We start from the raw sequence: 20,818 nt of genomic DNA on the forward strand, positions 1-20,818 counted from the left end.
TGAAAGCATAGCACATGGCCTCTCCTCTGAGCGTCGCAGCGTTAGCCGCCGGGCTGGCGGTATCGTCGCCCTCACCGGATAATTCGCGCAACTTTATAGTGCGCGTAGCAGGCGATTGCAGCGCGGCCGCCCAGCAGGTTGTGGAGAAGACCGGCGGTCAATTGCTCTCCGTCCAACCCTCCGGCGACAGTTGCATCATCACGGTTCTGGTCCAGGGCAACGGTCAGCGTCCGCGCAAGGTAACCGTCAAGGTTCCGATCTAGGCAGAATCGGCCTATGAGACATCGAAGAGATCAAGCGGGGTAAAGCCGACCGATGCGAATTCTGGTAGTCGAAGACGACGTCAATCTGAACAGACAGCTGAGCGACACTCTTAAAGAGGCCGGATATGTCGTGGATCAGGCGTTCGACGGTGAGGAAGGGCATTTCCTCGGCGATACCGAGCCTTACGACGCGATCATCCTCGATATCGGTCTTCCTGAGATGGATGGCGTGACGGTGCTCGAGAAGTGGCGTGGCGCTGGTCGCGGCGTGCCGGTGCTGATCCTGACGGCGCGCGACCGGTGGAGCGACAAGGTTGCCGGCATCGATGCTGGCGCCGACGACTACGTCACCAAGCCGTTCCATGTGGAAGAGGTCCTGGCCCGTATCCGCGCCTTGATCCGCCGCGCGGCAGGCCATTCCTCTTCCGAAATCGTCTGCGGTCCAGTGCGTCTCGATACCAAGACCTCGAAGGCCGTCGTCAACGGAGTGACGCTGAAACTGACGTCGCACGAGTACCGCCTGCTGGCCTATCTGATGCATCACATGGGCGAGGTCGTGTCTCGTACCGAACTCGTCGAGCACATGTATGATCAGGACTTCGACCGCGATTCCAATACGATCGAGGTTTTTGTCGGTCGCTTGCGCAAGAAGATGGGCGTTGATCTGATTGAAACGGTGCGCGGTCTCGGTTACCGCATTCAAGCGCCGAGCAATGCGAATTAAGTCGCTCACCGCACGCGTTCTGCTGTTGACCACGATCTGGTCGACCGTTGCGCTGGTTGTCATCGGTCTCCTGATCTCGACGCTCTATCGCAAGAGCGCCGAGCGCGGCTTTCAGGATCTGCTGCGAGCCCAGCTCTATAACGTCATCAATTCCGTGGCGATCGGCGATCAGGGAGCCCTGAGCGGCAGTCCACAGCTTGGTGACCTGCGCTTCGCGCAGCCGAAGACCGGCTGGTACTGGGTGGTCGAACCGCTCGGCACCTACACGGCGCCGCCGCTGGTGTCGCCTTCTCTCGGATCGGCCACGATCCCGGTTCCATCGGTTCTAGAAGCGCCGTTCGACAAGAATTACGAACGCTATTATCAGGTGACCGATGCCTCAGGAAATCGGATCCAGGTCGCCGAAACCGAAGTCGTTCTCGACACGGACGGGCGAGCGGCGCGCTTTCGCGTGACGGGCAATGTCGATGTCGTGGAAGACGACGTCCGCAATTTCTCCCACAGTCTCTATCTCGCGCTCGCCGGCTTCGGTGTCGGCAGTCTCATCGTCAATGCGCTGGCCATTCTTTATGGTCTCAAGCCGCTCGACAAGGCGCGCGCCGCGCTTGAGCGGATCCGCGCGGGCGAGAGCGAGCAGCTGAAGGGGGACTTCCCTCGCGAGATCTTGCCGCTCGCCAACGAAGTGAATGCGTTGATCGATAGCAACAGGCGTATCGTCGAGCGTGCCCGCATGCAGGTCGGCAATCTCGCCCATTCTCTCAAGACCCCGATTGCCGTGCTGCTCAACGAAGCGCGCGTGCTCGAGCGATCACATGGGGATCTCGTGCGCAGCCAGGCTGAAGCGATGCAGGGGCAGGTCCAGTCCTATCTCAACCGTGCCCGCATCGCTGCGCAGCGCGAATCCGTTCTTGCCCGCACGGATGCCGAGCCGGCGATGGAGCGCCTGGTCCGCGTCATGCGCCGCCTGAACGTCGACAAGGAATTTGAGCTTTCCGTCGCGCCGCCGCATCTGGCCGTCGCGATGGAACAGCAGGATCTCGAGGAAATTGTCGGCAATCTCCTGGAAAATGCGGCACGCTTTGCGGCAACCAAGGTCCGCCTGTCGGTCGCGGAGGCGCCTGATGACATCAAGGGGAGCGAGGCCAGCGCGCGTCGCCACTGGGTCGAGCTGATCGTCGAGGACGACGGAAGCGGCCTCGAGCCCGATCAGATCCGGGAAGCGCTGAAGCGCGGGCGGCGGCTCGACGAAAGCAAGCCGGGCACCGGCCTCGGCCTGTCGATCGTGACGGAGATCGCCAATGAATACCAAGGGCGGCTCGAGCTGTCGCGCGGCGACTGGGGTGGACTTAAGGCACGCCTTATTTTGCCTGGTGTCACAAAGGATGTTGCGTGACGAACTGCTTGATGCCAGAAAGACATAGGCATTTGCATAGCATGCTTTGCCTTAATGCCGACATGGCGCGATGCGCCTGTGGCAGCGTATTTGACAGCTGAGTCGGGTTCCCCTGAATGATGTTCCGTTCGAAAGGCATGATTGTTTCCTCGTTGGCGGCCGCTGTGGCCTTGTCTGGCTGCCAGACAACGAAGAGTGGTGGCTCCGGCGGCCTTTTCGGAAGCAGCAAGCCGTCTGCATCCGCGTCCTTCATTGCTGCCCTGCAGGGCGGTATCGTCGGTCGCACGGGCATAACGTTGAGCGACAGTGATCGCCAGCGCGCGCTTGAAGCGGAATATCGTGCCTTGGAAGGTGCCGCCGTCGGCCAGCCGGTCGTCTGGAGCGGACGCAATGTCAGCGGCAAGGTCATTGCCGCCGCTCCCTATCAGGTCGGCTCGCAGAATTGCCGGCAATACACCCATACGGTCACGGTCGAAGGCAAGGAAACCGTTGCCCGCGGTTCGGCCTGTCGCAATGATAACGGCAGCTGGTCGCCTCTCGGCTAGTTGAGATTGGCCTGATTGCGGCCAAACGCCTCAAATCTCGTTCATCACGGCTTTGCTTGTTGGAAAGAAGCCGCGCTTCGAGTATTTGGCGGCTATGATTTTCTGGATTCTTGTGGCCGTTATGACGGCGGTTGTTGCCGCTATCCTGCTTTATCCGCTTTTGCGTGGAGCAAAGGCGGCTGACGATAGCCGGGCTGGCGAAGCCGCGGTCTATCGCGACCAGCTCCGCGAACTCGAGCGCGACCTTGCCGGTGGCCTGATTTCTGCTGACGAAGCCGAATATGCGCGGGCGGAAGTCGGCCGGCGGTTGATCGCTGTCTCGAACACTCCTGCGACGGTTTCCGGCCGGAAGAGTGGGCGTCATCGCCTGGCCGAGGCTTTCGTCCTCCTCTTGCTACCCGCAATGGGGCTCTGTCTTTACGTGGCGATGGGGCGGCCTGATTTACCGTCGCAGCCGCTGGAGGCACGTCTTGCAAATCCCGGCAATGACATGGCCGTGCTGGTCGCCAAGGCGGAGCGCCATCTCGCGCAAAATCCCGACGACGGCAAGGGCTGGGATGTCCTAGCGCCGATCTATTTCAGCACGATGCGTGTCGATGATGCCGAGGCGGCCTACCGCAACGCCATCCGCCTGCTTGGTCCGAGCGCCGTGCGGCTCGACGGCCTTGCCGAAACGCTCATGGCGAAATCAGGCGGTGTCGTGACCGACGATGCGCGTCAGGTGCTCGAACAATCGCTACAGCTGGAGCAGGACAATCCGCGCGCGCGGTTCTACTTGGCCCTCGGCATGGAACAGGTGGGCAAGGCGAGCGAAGCTCTCAGCGGCTTTCAGGCGCTCGCCAAGCAATCGCCCGTCGATGCGCCGTGGATGCCGCTGGTCAACGAGCACATCGCCAAGAACGGCGGAACGCCGGCAACAGCGTCGGCGCCGGCAGGTCCGACACAGGCAGATGTCGCCGCCGCCGAACAGATGACTGCCGGCGATCAGCAGCAAATGATCAAGGGCATGGTCGAAAGCCTGGACGCAAAGCTCGCCGAAAATCCGGATGACCTCGAAGGATGGTTGCGGCTGGTCCGCTCCTATGCCGTATTGAACGACAAGGATCATGCCGTTGGTGCCCTTAAGCGCGGGCTCGCGGTGTTCCCCGCCAAGAGCGACAAGGGAATGCAGCTTCTCGCGCTGGCGCGTGAACTTGGTATTGCAACGGAAGGATTGACGGAATGACGCGCAAGCAGAAGCGCCTTGCGGTAATTGGCGGCGGGATGACCTTCATTCTCGCGGCCGTCCTGCTCGTCATGTTCGCCTTCAGCCAGTCCGTGGCCTATTTCTACATGCCGGCCGATCTTGCCAAGAACCCAGTGCCCCCGGGAACGCGCATTCGCCTCGGTGGCCTTGTCGGCGATGGCAGCATCGTGCGCGGCGTTGGCTCGACGGTTCAGTTTGCCGTCACCGATGTCAGCGGTGACCAGATCCGCGTTCGCTATACGGGGATATTGCCTGACCTCTTTCGTGAGGGGCAGGGGGTCGTCACCGAGGGGCGTTTCGAGACGGGAAGCGATGTCTTCACCGCCGATACCGTTCTTGCCAAGCATGACGAGAAGTACATGCCTAAGGAGGTTGCCGATCGCCTGAAGTCGCAGGGACTGTGGAAAGAAGGAGAGGCGGCGCAATGATCATCGAGATCGGGCATTACGCACTCATTCTGGCGCTGGCCACAGCGCTCGTAGTCTCACTTGTACCGCTGATCGGGGCGAGGCGGCTTGATCAGGCGATGATGGACGTCGCGCCGGTCGGTTCGATTGCGCTCTTCGGGCTGGTCGCGTTCTCGTTCGGCGTGCTTACCTATGCGCACGTGGTTTCGGATTTTTCAGTCGCGAATGTCTGGGAAAACTCGCACTCGCTGGTGCCGCTGATCTACAAATACTCCGGCGTGTGGGGCAATCATGAAGGCTCCATGATGCTGTGGCTGCTGATCCTGGCTTTGTTCAGCGCCCTTGTCGCCGCCTTTGGCCGCAACCTTCCCGATACGCTGAAGGCGAACGTGCTTGCCGTGCAGGCTTGGATTTCGGTCGCGTTCATCCTCTTCATTTTGCTGACGTCCAACCCCTTCATGCGCCTCGATCCGGCGCCCGTCGAGGGGAAGGATCTCAATCCGGTTCTGCAGGATATCGGCCTGGCGATACATCCGCCATTGCTCTATCTCGGATATGTCGGCTTCTCCGTCTGCTTCTCCTTCGCCGTCGCTGCCCTTCTTGAAGGGCGCATCGATGCTGCCTGGGCGCGCTGGGTGCGGCCGTGGACACTTGCAGCATGGACCTTCCTGACGCTTGGCATCGCCATGGGCTCCTATTGGGCCTACTACGAACTCGGCTGGGGTGGCTGGTGGTTCTGGGATCCGGTCGAAAACGCGTCCTTCATGCCATGGCTTGCTGGTACAGCACTCCTGCATTCCGCCTTGGTCATGGAAAAGCGCGAAGCGCTGAAGATCTGGACGGTGCTGCTCGCCATCCTGACCTTCTCGCTGTCGCTGCTTGGGACGTTTCTCGTTCGATCGGGCGTCCTGACATCAGTCCATGCCTTTGCCAGTGATCCTTCCCGAGGTGTCTTCATCCTGTGCATCCTGCTGATTTTCATCGGCGGTGCATTGTCGCTCTTCGCATTCCGCGCGCCTCTGCTGACCGCCGGTGGTCTGTTCGCGCCGATCTCGCGCGAGGGTGCCTTGGTCGTGAACAATCTCATCCTGACGGTGGCGTGCGGGACGGTGCTGACCGGCACGCTTTACCCGCTGCTCCTTGAGACCCTCACGGGCGACAAGATCTCGGTCGGTCCGCCCTTCTTCAACATGACGTTCGGCCTCTTGATGGCGCCCTTGCTGGTGATCGTTCCCTTCGGACCGCTCCTGGCTTGGAAGCGCGGTGATTTGCTGGGAGCATTGCAGCGGCTTTACGTGGTCGCCGCGCTGGCCTTCGCCGTGGCGATAGCCTTCTTCTATGTCGAACACGGTGGGCCGGTGCTTTCCGTTCTCGGTCTTGCCGCTGGGCTCTTCCTCATCTTCGGTGCGATCGCTGATCTCTGGTACCGTTCGGGCGTCGGCAAGGTTGCCGCTGGCGTTGCCTGGAGGCGTTTTGCCGGACTGCCGCGCTCCGCCTTCGGAACAGCGCTTGCACACGCCGGCCTCGGTGTAGCGGTTCTTGGCATCGTCGCCGTTACGACGTTCGAGACCGAGCATGTCGTTCAGATGAAGAAGGACGAGGTCGTCGAGGCAGGCGGCTACACCTTGCGCTTCGACGGCATGCAGGCCGCGACCGGCCCGAACTATACCGAGGAGCGCGGTCATTTCAGCGTCGCCCGTGGTGGCGTCGAGGTGGCGGACGTATGGTCGTCCAAGCGCCTCTACACTGCACGCCAGATGCCGACCACCGAAGCGGGCATACTCAGCTTCGGCCTCAGCCAGCTCTACGTCTCGCTTGGCGATGCGACCAACGATGGTGGCATCGTCGTGCGTATCTGGTGGAAGCCCTTCATCCTGTGCGTATGGGGCGGAGCCGTGATCATGGCGATCGGCGGCTTCGTCTCGCTTAGCGACCGCCGACTGCGAGTCGGTGCCCCCAGGCGCAAGGCGAAGCCTGCGGCTCCTGCCATGGAGCCGGCCGAATGATTCGACGGTTCATCATGGTGCTGGCGATCCTGTTTGCTGCCGCTCCGGCGTTTGCAGTCAACCCTGATGAAGTGCTTGCCGATCCAGCGCTGGAAGCCCGTGCGCGTGCCATCTCCGCGGAACTGCGCTGCATGGTCTGCCAGAACCAATCCATCGATGATTCCAATGCCGAACTGGCCAAGGACCTGCGCCTGCTGGTTCGCAAGCGCCTTACGGATGGCGACAGCGATACCCAAGTGATGGATTATATTGTCTCCCGCTACGGCGAATTCGTTCTGCTCAAGCCGCGCTTCGAAATGAAGACGATGCTGCTTTGGGGCGCGCCGCTTCTGCTGTTTGTCGTCGGCGGCATCGCGCTGGCCGTGTTTGCACGGCGACGCGCGGGAAAGCCGACCGGGTCTGCATTGACCGCCGAAGAACAGGCACGCCTGACCGAATTACTCAGGAAGTGATCTCGGCTCGGCGCAGACGCTGGCGCAGCAGGGCCGCAACGATCACGGCTGTCAGCGTCAGCACGACGCTGCCCGCAGCGATCGGGCCTGCGGCCGGGGAGTAGATGTCCATGACGGCTCCGACCGTCGAGGAACCGGCCGCGCTGCTGACCGCATAGGCAAGAGCGAACGCCGCACTTCCAGCGACAAGCGTATCGCCGTTATACCGTTCACCCAACAGCGTGAGAGCGCAGGTATAGAGCGAAAAGCTCGCCGCACCCATGATGCCGAAGGCAATCAGGATTGCTGCCTGCGACTGAAGAAACGGAATGGCGATAAAACTCAATCCGGCTAGGCAACCCGAGCAGACGGCAACGCCCGATCGCGACGTCTTGTCGAGGAACCAGCCGACGAGCGGTTGAGCAAGCGCCGTCGGCAGAGCCAAGACGGACACGCTGATTGCCGCGAAGGCTTCCGAATACCCAAGCCGCACGAAGTAGACCGGCATCGCGGAAATTGCGGCGATATCAGCAAAGGCAAAAGCGGCGACCATGACGATCAGCATCGGGGCGCTCTTGGCAAACTTGAAAAGCGCTCCCGAGGCGGCCTGCTCCGGCTGCGTCCGCGCCCTTCTGCTGAGAATGACGGTCAGGAATGCGACGCAAGCCACGTAGACGGCAAGCAGCGCGAACGCAAAACCGTTCTCTGTTCCGAACAGCGGGATCGCGAGGGGGCCGGCGGCAAAGCCACCGCACATGCCGGCGCCGTAGAGACCGGACATTCGCCCCCGCAGACGATCGGGGCAGGCGGTGTTGAGCCAGGCTTCGCTCAGCATGAAGATGATGCTGACGCAGACACCCAGCGAGAAGCGAGCGAGACACCAGACCCAGAAACTGTCGAAGGTCGCAAACAGCGAAAGGCTGAGCGCACAGCCGATCAGGCCTGCAACGATCAGGCGATCTCCCCGCACCAGCCGCGAAAGCCATCCGACTGCGAATGTCGCGGTTGCCAGACCACCCGCGAAACAGCCTGCGTTGAAGCCGATCAGGCTCTGGGAGACGCCGCGGTGCTCGAGAACAAGAGAAATCAGCGGGTAGGTCAGTCCTTGCGCGACGGCAAAGGCCGTGACGCCCACGATCACGGCGGCGATTGCTGCCACGTCGGGCGCAAAATCATCTGCCGGAACAGCATGGGTCATTGATCGCTCCTCACTTGCGTCAGGGCAAGACGCTTAGCGGGTCACGGCGACTTAGTCGAGACGCCGGGATTGCGAACGACGCTGAAACAATTTTTGCGAGCGATTTCGCACATTACGAATTTTTCATCGCTCGGACAGTTCGCAGTAAGGTGTGCCGTCCTATATCTTCGTCCATCAACTGATCCGGTGTTTGCCGATCCCGTGGATGCAAAGAGAAAAGAAGGTGCCACTCATGTTCAAGAATATCAAAGCTCCGTCGCTGAACACCGCGCTCAAGGCGTCGACAGTCGCGGGGCTTGCCGCAGCAGTCCTCGCCACCGGTATTCCCCTTGAAATTACCCGTTCCTACGCAGAAGCAGTCAAGGTACAGGCTCCGTCCGTTCCGAGTTTCGCGAACGTCGTTGACGCCGTTTCGCCTGCTGTCGTGTCGGTTCGTGTTGAAAGCCGCGTCAATCCGGTTTCCGATGAAGACGGTGGCAATGGTTTCTCCTTCGACTTCAACGGCCGTGGTTTTGACGATCTCCCCGATGCACTGAAGCCGTTCTTCCGCCAGTTCGGCGAGCAGGGCCCGCAGGGCCCGCAGGGCCACCGTGGTCCTCCCGGCAAGCATTTCGGCCAGCAGGACAAGGAAGGTCGTCTTCGTCCCGTCGCACAGGGCTCCGGCTTCTTCATCTCCGATGATGGTTATATCGTCACCAACAATCACGTCGTTTCCGACGGCGCGGCCTTCGTCGCAGTCATGAACGATGGTACCGAACTCGACGCCAAGCTCATCGGCAAGGATCCGCGCACCGATCTTGCTGTGCTGAAGGTCGACGGCAAGGGCCGCAAGTTCACCTACGTGAACTGGGCAGACGACAACAACGTTCGCGTTGGTGACTGGGTCGTCGCCGTCGGTAACCCCTTCGGTCTCGGCGGTACGGTCACGGCCGGTATCGTCTCTGCCCGTGGTCGCGACATCGGCTCCGGCCCATACGACGATTACCTGCAGGTTGACGCTGCTGTGAACCGCGGTAACTCCGGTGGTCCGACCTTCAACCTTGCTGGCGAAGTCGTTGGTATCAATACCGCGATCTTCTCGCCGTCGGGCGGCAGCGTTGGTATCGCCTTCGCTATCCCGGCATCGACCGCCAAGGACGTTGTTGCCGATCTGATGAAGGACGGCCAAGTTTCGCGCGGCTATCTCGGCGTGCAGATCCAGCCGGTCACCAAGGATATTGCGGACTCGCTCGGCCTGTCTGAAGCAAGCGGCGCATTGGTCGTCTCGGCCCAGGCCGGAACCCCAGGCGAAAAGGCCGGTCTGAAGGCCGGCGATGTGGTCACGGCCGTCAACGGCGAAACCGTCAAGGACGCCCGCGATCTGAGCCGCCGTATCGGCGCGATGACGCCGGGCAAGAAGGTCGAACTGTCGGTATGGCGTTCGGGCAAGGCTACCCCTGTGACGGTTGAACTCGGCACGTTGCCGGCCGAACAGAAGGACGCCTCGGCTGACGAAGGCGATCAGGCACCTCAAGCACAGACGCCCGCCTCCGAAAAGGCGCTTGCCGACCTCGGCCTCAGTGTCGGCCCCGCCGATGATGGCAAGGGTCTGCAGATCACCGGTATCGATCCGAATTCCGATGCCGCCGACAAGGGCATCAAGGAAGGCGAGAAGATCACCTCGGTCAACAACCAGGAGGTCTCGAATGCTGACGATGTCGTCAAGGTTCTGAACCAGGCGAAGAAGGACGGTCGCACACGCGCACTGTTCCAGATCCAGTCGAAGGAAGGCAGCCGCTTCGTCGCGCTTCCGATCAACGGCCAGGGTTGATCTGTCCCAAATCCGAAGAACTGGAGCCGCGCCGCAGGGTGCGGCTCCTTTTTCACCAATACATCATGGGTGGCTGCAATGACTTCCGTTCAACAGGACACAGCTTTGAGCCTTGCCGAAACACAGCCTGCGGGTAATGTCGGCCGCATGAAGATTCTTATAATTGAAGACGATCTCGAAGCTGCGGTTTACCTGACGAAGGCGTTTCGTGAGGCGGGCATCGTTGCCGATCACGCGAGTGACGGGGAAAGCGGCCTCTTCATGGGGACCGAAAACACCTACGACGTCATCGTGATCGATCGGATGCTGCCGCGCCGTGACGGCCTCTCCGTGATCAGCGAGCTGCGCCGCAAGGGCATCCATACACCCGTTCTCATTCTTTCGGCGCTTGGCCAGGTCGATGACCGCGTGACCGGCCTTCGGGCGGGCGGCGACGACTATCTGCCGAAGCCCTATGCCTTCAGCGAACTGCTGGCGCGTGTCGAAGTGCTCGGCCGCCGCAAGGGTACGCCGGAACAGGACGTGGTCTACCGGGTCGGCGATCTTGAGCTTGATCGCCTGTCGCATGAAGTCAGGCGCGGGGGGAAGGAAATTCCGCTCCAGCCGCGTGAATTCCGCCTGCTCGAATACCTGATGAAGAACGCCGGCCAGGTGGTCACGCGCACCATGCTCCTGGAGAACGTCTGGGACTACCACTTCGATCCGCAAACCAATGTCATCGACGTACACGTCTCGCGCCTGCGCTCGAAGATCGAGAAGGACTTCAGCCAGCCATTGCTGAAGACCATTCGCGGCGCCGGTTACATGATCAAGGATGAGGGATGAGCCGTTTCTGGTTTCTCTTCAAGTCCACCGCAGTCCGCCTCTCGGCCCTCTACATTCTGCTCTTTGCCATCTGCGCGGCGACGCTGGTCTTCTATGTGACCGCGATGTCCGAGCGGCTGCTGACCAGCCAGATACGGGAAGCTGTGCAGCAGGAAGTCGACCAGGTGCAGCGCGCCTATGACGCGGGAGGCATGAACCTTCTGCTGCGCACGATGGAGCGGCGCGCGCGCCAGCCCGGTGCCAACCTCTACATCATCGCAGGCCCGTCAGGCGATATCCTTGCCGGCAACGTCGCGTCCGTTCAGCCGGGCGTGCTCGACGAGCAGGGCTGGACGACGTTGCCTTTCAAGTATCGGCGCTATGCCGAAGGGGGTGCCACCAAGCAGCACATGGCGGTTGCCAATATCGAGGTGCTCGACAACGGCTTGCGCGTGCTGATCGGCCGGGACCTTGGCGAGCCGGAGGCCTTTCGCGTGCTCGTGCGGCAAGCGCTGATGATCGCCTTGGCGATCATGGGACTGGGCGCGGTCATCATCTGGTTCGGCATTGGTCGCAATGCCTTGAAGCGGATCGATCGGATGTCGGCGGCGAGCAAGAAGATCATGGCCGGCGACCTGTCGCAACGACTGCCGGTCGGCGGCTCGGGCGACGAGTTTGATCGCCTCTCGGCATCATTGAATGCAATGCTCGGGCGAATCGAGAAGCTGAACGAAGGCCTGCGGCAGGTCTCGGACAACATCGCGCACGATCTCAAGACACCACTAACACGCCTGCGTAACAAGGCAGCCGATGCGCTGGATACTCCAGACACGGAGACACGTCGGATCGCACTGGAGGGCATCATCTCCGAGTCCGACCAACTGATCCGTACCTTCAATGCCTTGCTCATGATCTCCAGGGTGGAGGCAGGCTCCGCGGCAGCGGAAATGTCCACAGTCGATCTCTCGGCCATCGTTGCCGACAGCGCCGAACTCTACGAGCCGGTGGCCGAGGAGGCCGGACTTGCGCTCAATTCATCGATCGAGAAGGACATCGAGGTTCAAGGCAATCGCGAGCTGATCGGCCAGGCGATCTTCAACCTCATCGACAACGCCATCAAGTATTCGGCGGATGTGGAAGGCGGAGGCGAGGTCTCTCTGAAACTCACCCGCCGACAGGACGGCATATGTCTGCAGGTTGCCGATCGCGGGCCCGGAATTCCCGCGGCGAAGCGCGAAGAGGTCCTGAAGCGCTTCGTGCGTCTCGACGAGAGCCGTTCGAAGCCGGGAACCGGCCTCGGGCTTTCACTGGTCGAGGCTGTCATGGAACTGCACGGCGGCAAGCTCGAGCTTTCCGATACGGATCCCGATGATACGGCGAAGCCCGGCCTTGCCGTCGCCATGATCTTTCCCGCCAAATAGTTCGTCCATCGATTGCGCACGGTCGCTCAATTGATGGTTGGCCATTGTCCTCCCAGACCCTAACTTATCTGGCGGTGGCACGGAGTGATTGTGATTCCGTCCATATCTGATGCGGCGAGTGGGAGGGTGCATGCTGACGGAATCGAAGCACGGTCTCAAGGAGGTGGCCGACGGCCTGTTGAAGCCGTTGAGCAAGACCGAGTTGAAACTCGCGCTCGCCGATTTGCAGAAAATCGGGAAGTCCGAGCCCGCAGTGGCCGAGATGCTGAAGGATGAAGGCGCGCTCCGCGACTTCATCACCGCTGCGTTTAGCCTGTCTCCATATCTGCGTGACATCGCCAACGTGGACGAGGCCGTTCTTGCATCCGCGGTCTCCGGCCCGCTGGAGCCGCAGATCGCCGCATTGATCGGCGAGGCACGGCTGGCATGGCAGCCGACAGCAGACGGCGCATCGCCGACTGAGGCGGAGGTGATGACTCGCTTGCGCGTCATCAAGCGCCGGGTGGCCTTCCTCGTGGCGCTCGCCGATCTTGCCCGCATTTTCGATGGTCGGGCGACGACCATGTGGCTAAGCAGGCTGGCGGAAGCATCCGTCGCTGCGGCGATCGATCACTTGCTGCTATCTGCGCACGAGAGCCGAAAGCTTCACTTGAAAGATGTCTCCAGACCCAGTGAGGGCTCGGGGCTGATCGTTCTTGGCATGGGCAAACTGGGCGCCTCGGAGCTCAACTATTCGTCCGATATCGACGTGGTCGTGTTCTTCGACGAGCAGGCCGGAATTCTGCCCGATCCGGAGGATGCGATCGAGACCTTTCCGCGCATGATGCGCCGGCTTGTCAGGATCATGCAGGAGCGTAGCGCTGACGGCTATGTCTTCCGGACCGACCTGAGACTGCGGCCCGATCCGGGATCGACGCCGTTGGCCATCTCGGTCGATGCCGCGATGATCTATTATGAGGGTAGGGGGCAGAACTGGGAGCGGGCGGCATTCATCAAGGCTCGCGCGGTCGCCGGCGACATCAAGGCCGGCGAGCAGTTCCTGCGTGACCTCGTGCCGTTCGTATTTCGCAAGTACCTCGACTACGCGGCGATTGCCGATATTCATTCCATCAAGCGGCAGATCCACGCCCATAAAGGGCATGGCGCAATTGCTGTCAAAGGGCATAACGTCAAGCTCGGGCGTGGCGGCATTCGCGAGATCGAGTTCTTCGCCCAGACCCAACAGCTGATCGCTGGCGGGCGTATGCCCGTCCTGCGTTGCCGGGGGACGGAAGAGACGCTTGCGGAGCTCACCAAGGCGAAATGGATCGACGAAGAGACCCGCGATGAGCTGACGGAAGCCTACTGGTTCCTTCGTGATGTCGAGCATCGGATCCAGATGGTTCGCGATGAACAGACGCACCTGCTTCCGGAGACAGAGACAGATTTGAAGCGCATCGCTTTCATGATGGGCTTTAACGACACTCAGAGCTTCTCGGAGCGACTGGTGGAGGTGTTCAGGGCCGTGGAACGGCGCTATGCCCGCCTGTTCGAACAGGAAACCAAACTGTCGACGGAAACCGGGAACCTTGTCTTCACCGGACAGAATGACGATCCGGACACGCTGATCACCCTGAAGAAGCTCGGCTTCGAACGACCGTCGGACATATCGCGCGTTATCCGCACTTGGCACTACGGGCGATACAAGGCGACCCAATCGGTCGAAGCGCGCGAACGGCTGACAGAGCTGACGCCCGAGCTTCTGCGTGTCTTCGGGGAAAGCAAGCGGGCGGATGAAGCGATCTTGCGCTTCGATAATTTCATGTCCGGCCTGCCTGCTGGTATTCAGCTTTTCTCACTGCTTGGTAGCAATCCGGCGCTGTTGTCGCTCATCGTCAACATCATGTCCTCGGCTCCGAAGCTCGCCGAGGTAATCGCCGCCAAGCCGCACGTCTTCGATGGCATGCTCGACCCGGGCCTCATGGCGGAATTGCCGACCCGCGACTATCTGGCCGAGCGCTTGAAGGGATCGCTGCTACAGGCTCGCTACTACGAAGAGGTGCTAGACAGGTTGCGCATTTTCGCCGCAGAACAGCGCTTCCTGATCGGCATCCGCCTGCTCACCGGCACAATCAACGGCGTCATGGCGGCACGTGCCTTTACCCACCTCGCGGACCTGATCATCGAGGCAGCGCTCAACGCTGTCATCAAGGAAATCCGTGACGTCCATGGTGACTTTCCCGGCGGCCGCATCGCCGTCGCGGGCATGGGCAAGCTGGGCAGCTTCGAGCTGACGGCGGGCTCCGACATCGATCTCATTCTGCTTTACGACTACGACGAGCGTGCATCGGAGTCGGATGGTTCCAAGCCGCTCGATGCCGTGCGCTACTTTACCCGCGTGACCCAGCGGCTGATCGCGGCACTCTCCGCGCCGACCGCCGAAGGCGTACTTTACGAGGTCGATATGCGGCTTCGTCCGTCCGGAAACAAAGGGCCGGTTGCCACGCGCGTTAATGCATTCGAAAAGTATCAGCGCGAAGAAGCCTGGACCTGGGAACACATGGCGCTTAGCCGTGCCCGCCTCATCTGCGGAGACCAAGGGCTGATCGCGGAAGCCGAGCGCGTCGCGACGGAGGTGCTATCCCAAAGCCGCGATATCGCAAGTGTGACGCGTGACGTGGCTGAGATGCGTGAGTTGATCGAGAAGGAAAAGCCGCCTTCAAGCCTCTGGGATCTGAAGCTGATCCCGGGCGGAGTCATCGACATCGAGTTCATTGCCCAATATCTGGCGCTGATCGCACCGGCGAAGGGTGCCAAGGTTAGCGTTCGCGGATTGAACACGGGCGAGGCCCTGAAGCTGCTTGGCGGCAGGCTCATGGCTCCGGCGGATGTCGATACCTGCATCGAGGCATTTTCACTCTATACCGAGCTGTCGCAACTTATTCGGCTGTGCATCGACGGCGTGTTCGACCCGAAGGAAGCGCCATCCGGCCTCATTGACCTGGTCTGCCGCGCCGGTGATTGCCCCGACATCCGCACGCTGGAAAGCGAGGTCAAGCGCCTCTCCAAGGCTGTTCGCAAGATACTGCTGGCGGTCGTGAAGCCCTAGTTCTGCGTGTCGGGTATCCGCAGCGAGATGATCGTTCCGACGGCTTCGCGCGATCGGATCTTCATGCGGCCGCCATGCAGATCTGTGAGGGAACGGGAGATCGCCAGTCCGAGGCCAGAGCCGCCCTTGCTCTTCGCGTACTGGTTCTGCACCTGCTCGAACGGCTGTCCAATCTTGCTCAGCGCCGCCCGCGGAATGCCGATGCCGGTGTCGGCGATGGTGAGAAGGACATGACCATTCGTCCGGCGCGTCCGCACCGCGATACGGCCGCCGTCATTGGTGAATTTGACGGCATTCGAAAGCAGATTGAGCAGGATCTGTTTCATCGCCCGGCGGTCGGCCTTCAATGTCATGCCGGCGCAGATACGCTGTTCGATCCGGATGTTCTTTTCTGCTGCTGGAATAGTGGTGAAGCGTAGGCTTTCCTCGATCAGCGGCACGAGATCGATCGTCTCGCAATGCAGCTTCATATGGCCTGCCTCGATCTTCGACATGTCCAGAATGTCGTTGATGACGTTCAGCAGGTGCCTGCCGCTGTGGTGGATGTCGCGCGCATACTCGTCGTACTTAGCAGAGCCGAGCGGCCCGAACATCTCGTCCTGCAGGATTTCCGAGAAGCCGAGGATCGCGTTCAGCGGCGTCCGCAGTTCGTGCGACATGTTCGCCAAAAACTCCGACTTCGCCTTGTTGGCGGCTTCCGCGCGTTCCTTCTCGGCCTGATAATTGGCATTGGCGAGGGAAAGGGCGGCCTTCTGGCTCTCCAGCGTTTGCCGGGAGGCGGAAAGGTCCCCAATCGTTGCCATCAATCGTCGTTCGGAGTCACGCAGGCGCTCCTGGTTGCGCTTCAGCAAGGTGATGTCGGTGCCGACCGAAACCATGCCGCCATCACGTGTACGGCGTTCGTTGGTCTGGAGCCAGCGCTCGTCGGCGAGTTGAACTTCGGTGGTGCGGGAGTGGCCGGATCCATCGGCATCCGCGATGCGGCGCTCGATCACGGGACGAGCTGCGGCGGCGTTGACGACGTTCCGCTCCGTGCCCGGCACCAGCACATTGTCGGGCAATCCGTAAGCTTGCTGGAAGTGAGCGTTGCACATGACCAGACGATCGTTCTTGTCCCAAAGCACGAAAGCCTCGGACGTGCACTCGATGGCGTCGGCGAGGCGCTGGTCGGCCTCGGCGTAGCGCTGTGCAAGACGGTGCTGCTCCGTCACGTCCATCGCGATGCCGATCATGTGGACGCGACCGGCATTGGTCCGAATGACCTGGGCGCGGGCGCGCATCCAGACATAGTGGCCGCCTGCATGACGCATGCGGAAGATCTGGTCGATCTGCTCGGAATCGCCGCGAGAGATCGAGCGTGCGATTTCGTAGATGCCGCCATCGTCCGGGTGCATCAGTCGCGCTGCGTCACCGAAGCACATGTTGCCTTCGGAAGCGGGCAGGCCGAGCATTTCGTACATCGACCGGGACCAGAAGAACTCGCGGCGATCGAAGTCGAAGTCCCAAAGGCCGCAGCGGCCGCGAGACAGGGCAGTTTCGACCCGCAGGTTGGATTCCTGGAAGATGTCGTCGGCGTCGCGCGCCCGGCGGACCTGCATGTAATAGGCATAGAGAACAACAAGCAGGATCGACGAGATGCCAGCGAAAAGGCTGACATTAAGGGTCATCGTCTCGCGCCACAGGCTGCTGATGCGGTCGAGCGATGTGGCCGCGACGATATATCCGCCCGAGTCGCCAACAAGGGTGATCTCGGCGTAATGCGGCCGGCCGCTGATCGTCGTTTCGATGACGCCGGCACGATCGCCGAAGCGGCGGACCGCGGAGACTTCGGAGAAGAAGTCACCAACGCTGGCACCGATATAGGCGGCGCCCGCCGTCGAAGACGCGAACACTTTGCCGGATGGCTGCACCAGCAGCACGAACGCGTCATCGTCGAGACGGTCTTGTGGAAGGAAACGCGCCAGCCGCGTCTGCGCTACTGCGGCGTCGCCGGCTTCGAAAACGGCGGCGGAATCAGCAAATGCTGCGGCAGCGGTTGCCGCTGCCAGAGCGGTGGAGTGACGCGCGGCCGCCGTCATACGGCTGTACTCGGACATCATGCCAAAGAAATGCGATGCCGCGACAACCGCAAGGAAGGCGACGATGAGGATTGGAATGACGCGCTTCAGGACGGTCTCTGCGTGGTTGAGATTGCGAACAGGCGGTCGAAGGGGCGCGGAAGCGTTATCGGCGAAGCGGTCGCGCCAGGCGCGAAAGCCCTCGAAATCGACACGCAGCCGTCCTTCGGCCACGGTTGCCCGCCGCACGTCCATCATCTCTCAGCCTTGATCCCTCGTGTGATTCGCTGCGCCGCTCGCCCGAACCTGCATCAATGAATCATTGGTGATTCGCCTTGTCCAGAGGAAAAGGTAAAAATCTGTTAACCGATTCTAAGTGCTGATTATTCCTGGGGGACCTGAAGCGGCCTGCGTTTCGCAAAGCCGCTTCCTCATGCAAATCACCCCTTGAGGGTGCGCTCGACGATGTCTCTGACGTCGCTGGAAAGGCCCGAGCTCTGCTCGATCTCAGCCAGGGCTTTTTGCGCGTGACCGGCACGTACAGGCTCCAGAGAGCGCCACGAACGCATGGACGTGAGGATGCGTGCGGCGAGCTGAGGGTTGCGCTGGTCGATATCCAGAATCTCGCGGGCGAGGAACCGGTACCCTTCACCGTCGGCACGACCGAACCCGGTCGGGTTCGTGAAGGCGAACGTACCGATGAGCGAACGCACGCGATTGGGATTCGTCCGCTTGAACAGCGGGTTCTCCATCAGCTTGCGAATCCGGTCGAGCGTTTGCGCGCCAGGAATGGTCGCCTGGACGGAGAACCACTTGTCGATCACCAGCGCATTGTCGGCGAAGCGATCGCGGAACGTCGCAAGCGCTTGGATTGCCTCGTCGCTATCGGGGAAGCGATGAGCAAGGATCGTGAGCGCCTGCATCAGGTCGGTCATGTTGTTTGCGGCGTCGAAGGCGGCTTTCGCGCGCGCCGGAGCGTTTTCCGCATAGGACAGATAGGCAAGTGCAGTGTTTCGCAGGGCACGCCGGCCAGCGCTCTTTGCATCAGGGCTGAAATCGCCCGGCGTTGTCATCTTGTCGTGAAGGACGGCAAACGCATCCTTTCCGGCGTCCGCGACCTGCTTCATGACTGCCTGGCGGCCGGCATGAATGGCGTCGGGGTCGTTGTTACCACCAAGCTCCCGCGCAATATCGGCTTCGCTTGGCAATGCCAGCGCCTGCGCACGGAAGGCCGGCTCCAGGCTCTCGTCGGACGCGGCGGCGAGCAGCGTGTCGATAAAGGTCTGGTCAGCAACAATGGCCTTGCCTTCACGCGCATCGCGCGCCGCCTTTAGCAGCGTTGGCAGTGCCAGGTCTGTCAGCGCTTGCCAACGGGCAAAGTGATCCGTTTCGTAGCGCGCGAGCAAGGCAAGATCGGCTGGCGTCTGATCGAAATGCAGATTGATGGGTGCCGAGAAGCTTCGGTTTATCGAGACGACCGGCCGCGAGTCGATGCCATGGAATACTGCTGTCTGGGTTCTCTCGGTCAGGTGCAGGACATTGCCGCCGTACTCCGCGCCTTCCACGGAGGAGGGGGCAAAAGCAGCGCCGTCTTCGGAGAATAGCGCCAGGCTAAGCGGAATATGCATCGGCTTCTTGTCGCTCTGACCGGGCGTTGCCGGTATCATCTGCTCCAGAGCAAGGCTGAAGGTCTTGGCAGCGGGATCATAGGTGCCCGATGCCGTCACAAGCGGTGTGCCAGCCTGATGGTACCAGAGCGAAAACTGCTGGAGGTCACGGCCGCTGACGTCTTCGAAGCATTTGACGAAATTCTCGATTGTCACAGCCTCGCCGTCATGTCGTTCGAAATAGAGATCCATACCCTTCTTGAACGCTTCCTTGCCCAGAAGCGTGTGGATCATCCGCGTGACTTCGCTGCCCTTCTCATAGACGGTCGTCGTATAGAAGTTATTGATTTCACGATATTTCGTTGGCCTCACCGGATGAGCCAGCGGGCCGCCGTCTTCTGGAAACTGCTCTGATTTCAGGTGGCGCACTTCCGCGATGCGCTTGACCGGGCGCGAGCGCTGATCAGCCGAGAATTCGTGGTCGCGATAGACCGTCAGGCCTTCCTTGAGGCAAAGCTGGAACCAGTCGCGGCAGGTGATACGGTTGCCGGTCCAGTTGTGAAAGTATTCGTGTGCGATGATTGCTTCGATGTTGGCATAGTCGGCATCGGTTGCCGTTTCGGGATCGGCAAGGACATACTTGTCGTTGAAGACGTTGAGTCCCTTGTTCTCCATCGCACCCATGTTGAAGTCCGACACGGCGACGATCATGAAGATGTCGAGGTCGTATTCACGGACGAACACGTCTTCGTCCCACTTCATCGAGCGCTTCAGCGCGTCCATCGCATAGCCTGCGCGTGGCTCCTTGCCATGCTCCACGTAGATTTTCAGCGCGACTTCGCGGCCGGACATGGTCGTGAAGGTGTCCTCGATCACGCCGAGATCTCCGGCCACCAATGCGAAAAGGTAGCTCGGTTTCGGGTGCGGATCGAACCAGGCGGCGAAATGCTTGCCTTCGCCGTAGCCAGCACCGCCGAGGAAGTTGCCGTTCGACAGCAGCAGCGGATTGGCCGCCTTGTCGGCGATGATGTTGACCGTGTAGGGCGCAAGTACGTCAGGGCGGTCTGGGAAGTAGGTGATGCGGCGAAAGCCTTCGGCCTCGCATTGGGTGCAATAGATCCCGCCGGTGCGGTAAAGCCCCATGAGTTGGGTGTTCGCTTCCGGATTGATGATCGTCGTGATCGTCAGTTCAAAGGGACCGAACTCCGGCAGGTCGCGGACGGTGAGGCTTTCCGGCGTCGCGGTATATTGGCCGGCCGGCATCTCCATCTGATCGAAGAGCAGCCCTGCCAGCGCCAGTTCATCGCCGTCGAGGATAAGGGGCGCACTCGCATCAGCGCCCTCCCGCCGGTGGAAGATCAATCTTGATTCTACTTTGGTTTCAGTGGGATCAAGTTCGAACGTCAGGTCCACACGCTCCAGAACGAAGTCGGTGGGGCGGTAGTCTGCCAGATTGATGACCTGGCCGGTATCTGTGCGCATGGTGTTCCCTGAAGACCTTAAGACATAGATTTGCAGCGGAGTGGGCGCTCTGCAGCAAAATTTGACGACATGATTACATCAAAGTCTGAACCAAAGCTAAAGCGAAACATCAGGAGTGCAAGTTTCGGCAGTCGGACGCTGAGAGATACTTAACCGCGTATTCCTGCGTCGACGTACGATGCAAAGGATGTCTTCGGCGATTCCGATCTACCAAGACGTGCGAGCGAGGTGTCGCTTTTTTGATTTTTGCCCTGTTCATTAAGCATCGCGACTGCCACACTTGGGTTGCGTCGAGTCTGGCGCGCTCTCCCAAGCCTTTAGATGGCCAATTCGCGA

At 60.9% G+C, this 20,818-nt stretch carries 15 protein-coding genes; 12 read left to right on the plus strand and 3 right to left on the minus strand.

Annotation, left to right across the window (positions count from 1 at the left end; genetic code table 11):
• Window positions 1–14 precede the first annotated feature (14 nt).
• From A6U87_RS04110 to A6U87_RS04145, 8 genes are all read left to right on the plus strand, one after another.
• On the plus strand, window positions 15–263 hold the full coding sequence (locus A6U87_RS04110) for a hypothetical protein (protein ID WP_065689921.1): 249 nt from the start codon (window positions 15–17) through the stop codon (window positions 261–263).
• Window positions 264–315: 52 nt separating this feature from the next.
• Window positions 316–987 carry a response regulator transcription factor gene (locus A6U87_RS04115; protein ID WP_065689922.1) on the plus strand — a complete coding sequence of 224 codons (672 nt, stop codon included), beginning with the start codon at window positions 316–318 and terminating at the stop codon, window positions 985–987.
• Window positions 977–2,380 carry a HAMP domain-containing sensor histidine kinase gene (locus A6U87_RS04120; RefSeq protein WP_065689923.1) on the plus strand — a complete coding sequence of 468 codons (1,404 nt, stop codon included), beginning with the start codon at window positions 977–979 and terminating at the stop codon, window positions 2,378–2,380. Before A6U87_RS04115 ends, A6U87_RS04120 begins: the two co-directional genes overlap by 11 nt.
• 116 nt (window positions 2,381–2,496) lie before the next feature.
• The gene (locus tag A6U87_RS04125) at window positions 2,497–2,925 is read left to right on the plus strand and encodes a hypothetical protein (RefSeq protein WP_065689924.1); all 429 of its coding nucleotides are present in this window, start codon (window positions 2,497–2,499) and stop codon (window positions 2,923–2,925) included.
• 94 nt (window positions 2,926–3,019) lie between these two features.
• Window positions 3,020–4,150 carry a c-type cytochrome biogenesis protein CcmI gene (gene ccmI, locus A6U87_RS04130; RefSeq protein ID WP_065689925.1) on the plus strand — a complete coding sequence of 377 codons (1,131 nt, stop codon included), beginning with the start codon at window positions 3,020–3,022 and terminating at the stop codon, window positions 4,148–4,150.
• On the plus strand, window positions 4,147–4,599 hold the full coding sequence (ccmE, locus tag A6U87_RS04135; RefSeq protein ID WP_065689926.1) for a cytochrome c maturation protein CcmE: 453 nt from the start codon (window positions 4,147–4,149) through the stop codon (window positions 4,597–4,599). Before ccmI ends, ccmE begins: the two co-directional genes overlap by 4 nt.
• Complete coding sequence (locus A6U87_RS04140) at window positions 4,596–6,584, plus strand: heme lyase CcmF/NrfE family subunit (RefSeq protein ID WP_065689927.1); 1,989 nt, start codon at window positions 4,596–4,598, stop codon at window positions 6,582–6,584. The genes ccmE and A6U87_RS04140 overlap by 4 nt, the downstream gene beginning before the upstream one ends.
• Complete coding sequence (locus A6U87_RS04145; protein WP_065689928.1) at window positions 6,581–7,036, plus strand: cytochrome c-type biogenesis protein; 456 nt, start codon at window positions 6,581–6,583, stop codon at window positions 7,034–7,036. The genes A6U87_RS04140 and A6U87_RS04145 overlap by 4 nt, the downstream gene beginning before the upstream one ends.
• Here the strand turns inward: A6U87_RS04145 and A6U87_RS04150 are convergent.
• Window positions 7,026–8,213 (minus strand): MFS transporter, encoded by a 1,188-nt coding sequence (locus A6U87_RS04150; RefSeq protein ID WP_065689929.1) that lies wholly within the window; start codon window positions 8,211–8,213, stop codon window positions 7,026–7,028. The genes A6U87_RS04145 and A6U87_RS04150 overlap by 11 nt on opposite strands.
• Window positions 8,214–8,445: 232 nt before the next feature.
• Between A6U87_RS04150 and A6U87_RS04155 the strand changes: the two genes are divergently transcribed.
• The 4 genes from A6U87_RS04155 to A6U87_RS04170 all read left to right on the plus strand — a co-directional run bounded on the left by A6U87_RS04155 (window position 8,446) and on the right by A6U87_RS04170 (window position 15,336).
• Window positions 8,446–10,023, plus strand: coding sequence for a Do family serine endopeptidase (locus A6U87_RS04155; RefSeq protein WP_065689930.1), 1,578 nt, complete (start codon window positions 8,446–8,448; stop codon window positions 10,021–10,023).
• Window positions 10,024–10,101: 78 nt separating this feature from the next.
• Window positions 10,102–10,848: a response regulator transcription factor gene (locus A6U87_RS04160; protein ID WP_065689931.1), complete on the plus strand. Its 747-nt coding sequence runs from the start codon at window positions 10,102–10,104 to the stop codon at window positions 10,846–10,848.
• Entirely contained in the window at window positions 10,845–12,248 is a 1,404-nt protein-coding gene (locus tag A6U87_RS04165; RefSeq protein ID WP_065689932.1) for a HAMP domain-containing sensor histidine kinase, read from the plus strand. Before A6U87_RS04160 ends, A6U87_RS04165 begins: the two co-directional genes overlap by 4 nt.
• A gap of 130 nt (window positions 12,249–12,378) precedes the next feature.
• Window positions 12,379–15,336 carry a bifunctional [glutamine synthetase] adenylyltransferase/[glutamine synthetase]-adenylyl-L-tyrosine phosphorylase gene (locus A6U87_RS04170; protein ID WP_065689933.1) on the plus strand — a complete coding sequence of 986 codons (2,958 nt, stop codon included), beginning with the start codon at window positions 12,379–12,381 and terminating at the stop codon, window positions 15,334–15,336.
• Here the strand turns inward: A6U87_RS04170 and A6U87_RS04175 are convergent.
• Both A6U87_RS04175 and pepN read right to left on the minus strand, forming a co-directional pair.
• Complete coding sequence (locus A6U87_RS04175; RefSeq protein WP_065689934.1) at window positions 15,333–17,651, minus strand: PAS domain-containing sensor histidine kinase; 2,319 nt, start codon at window positions 17,649–17,651, stop codon at window positions 15,333–15,335. The genes A6U87_RS04170 and A6U87_RS04175 overlap by 4 nt on opposite strands.
• 182 nt (window positions 17,652–17,833) lie before the next feature.
• Window positions 17,834–20,482, minus strand: a complete 2,649-nt coding sequence (pepN, locus tag A6U87_RS04180; protein ID WP_065689935.1) for an aminopeptidase N — start codon at window positions 20,480–20,482, stop codon at window positions 17,834–17,836.
• Between the last annotated feature and the right edge of the window lie 336 nt (window positions 20,483–20,818).

This window comes from Rhizobium sp. AC44/96 (genome assembly GCF_001692185.1).
Taxonomy (GTDB): domain Bacteria; phylum Pseudomonadota; class Alphaproteobacteria; order Rhizobiales; family Rhizobiaceae; genus Rhizobium.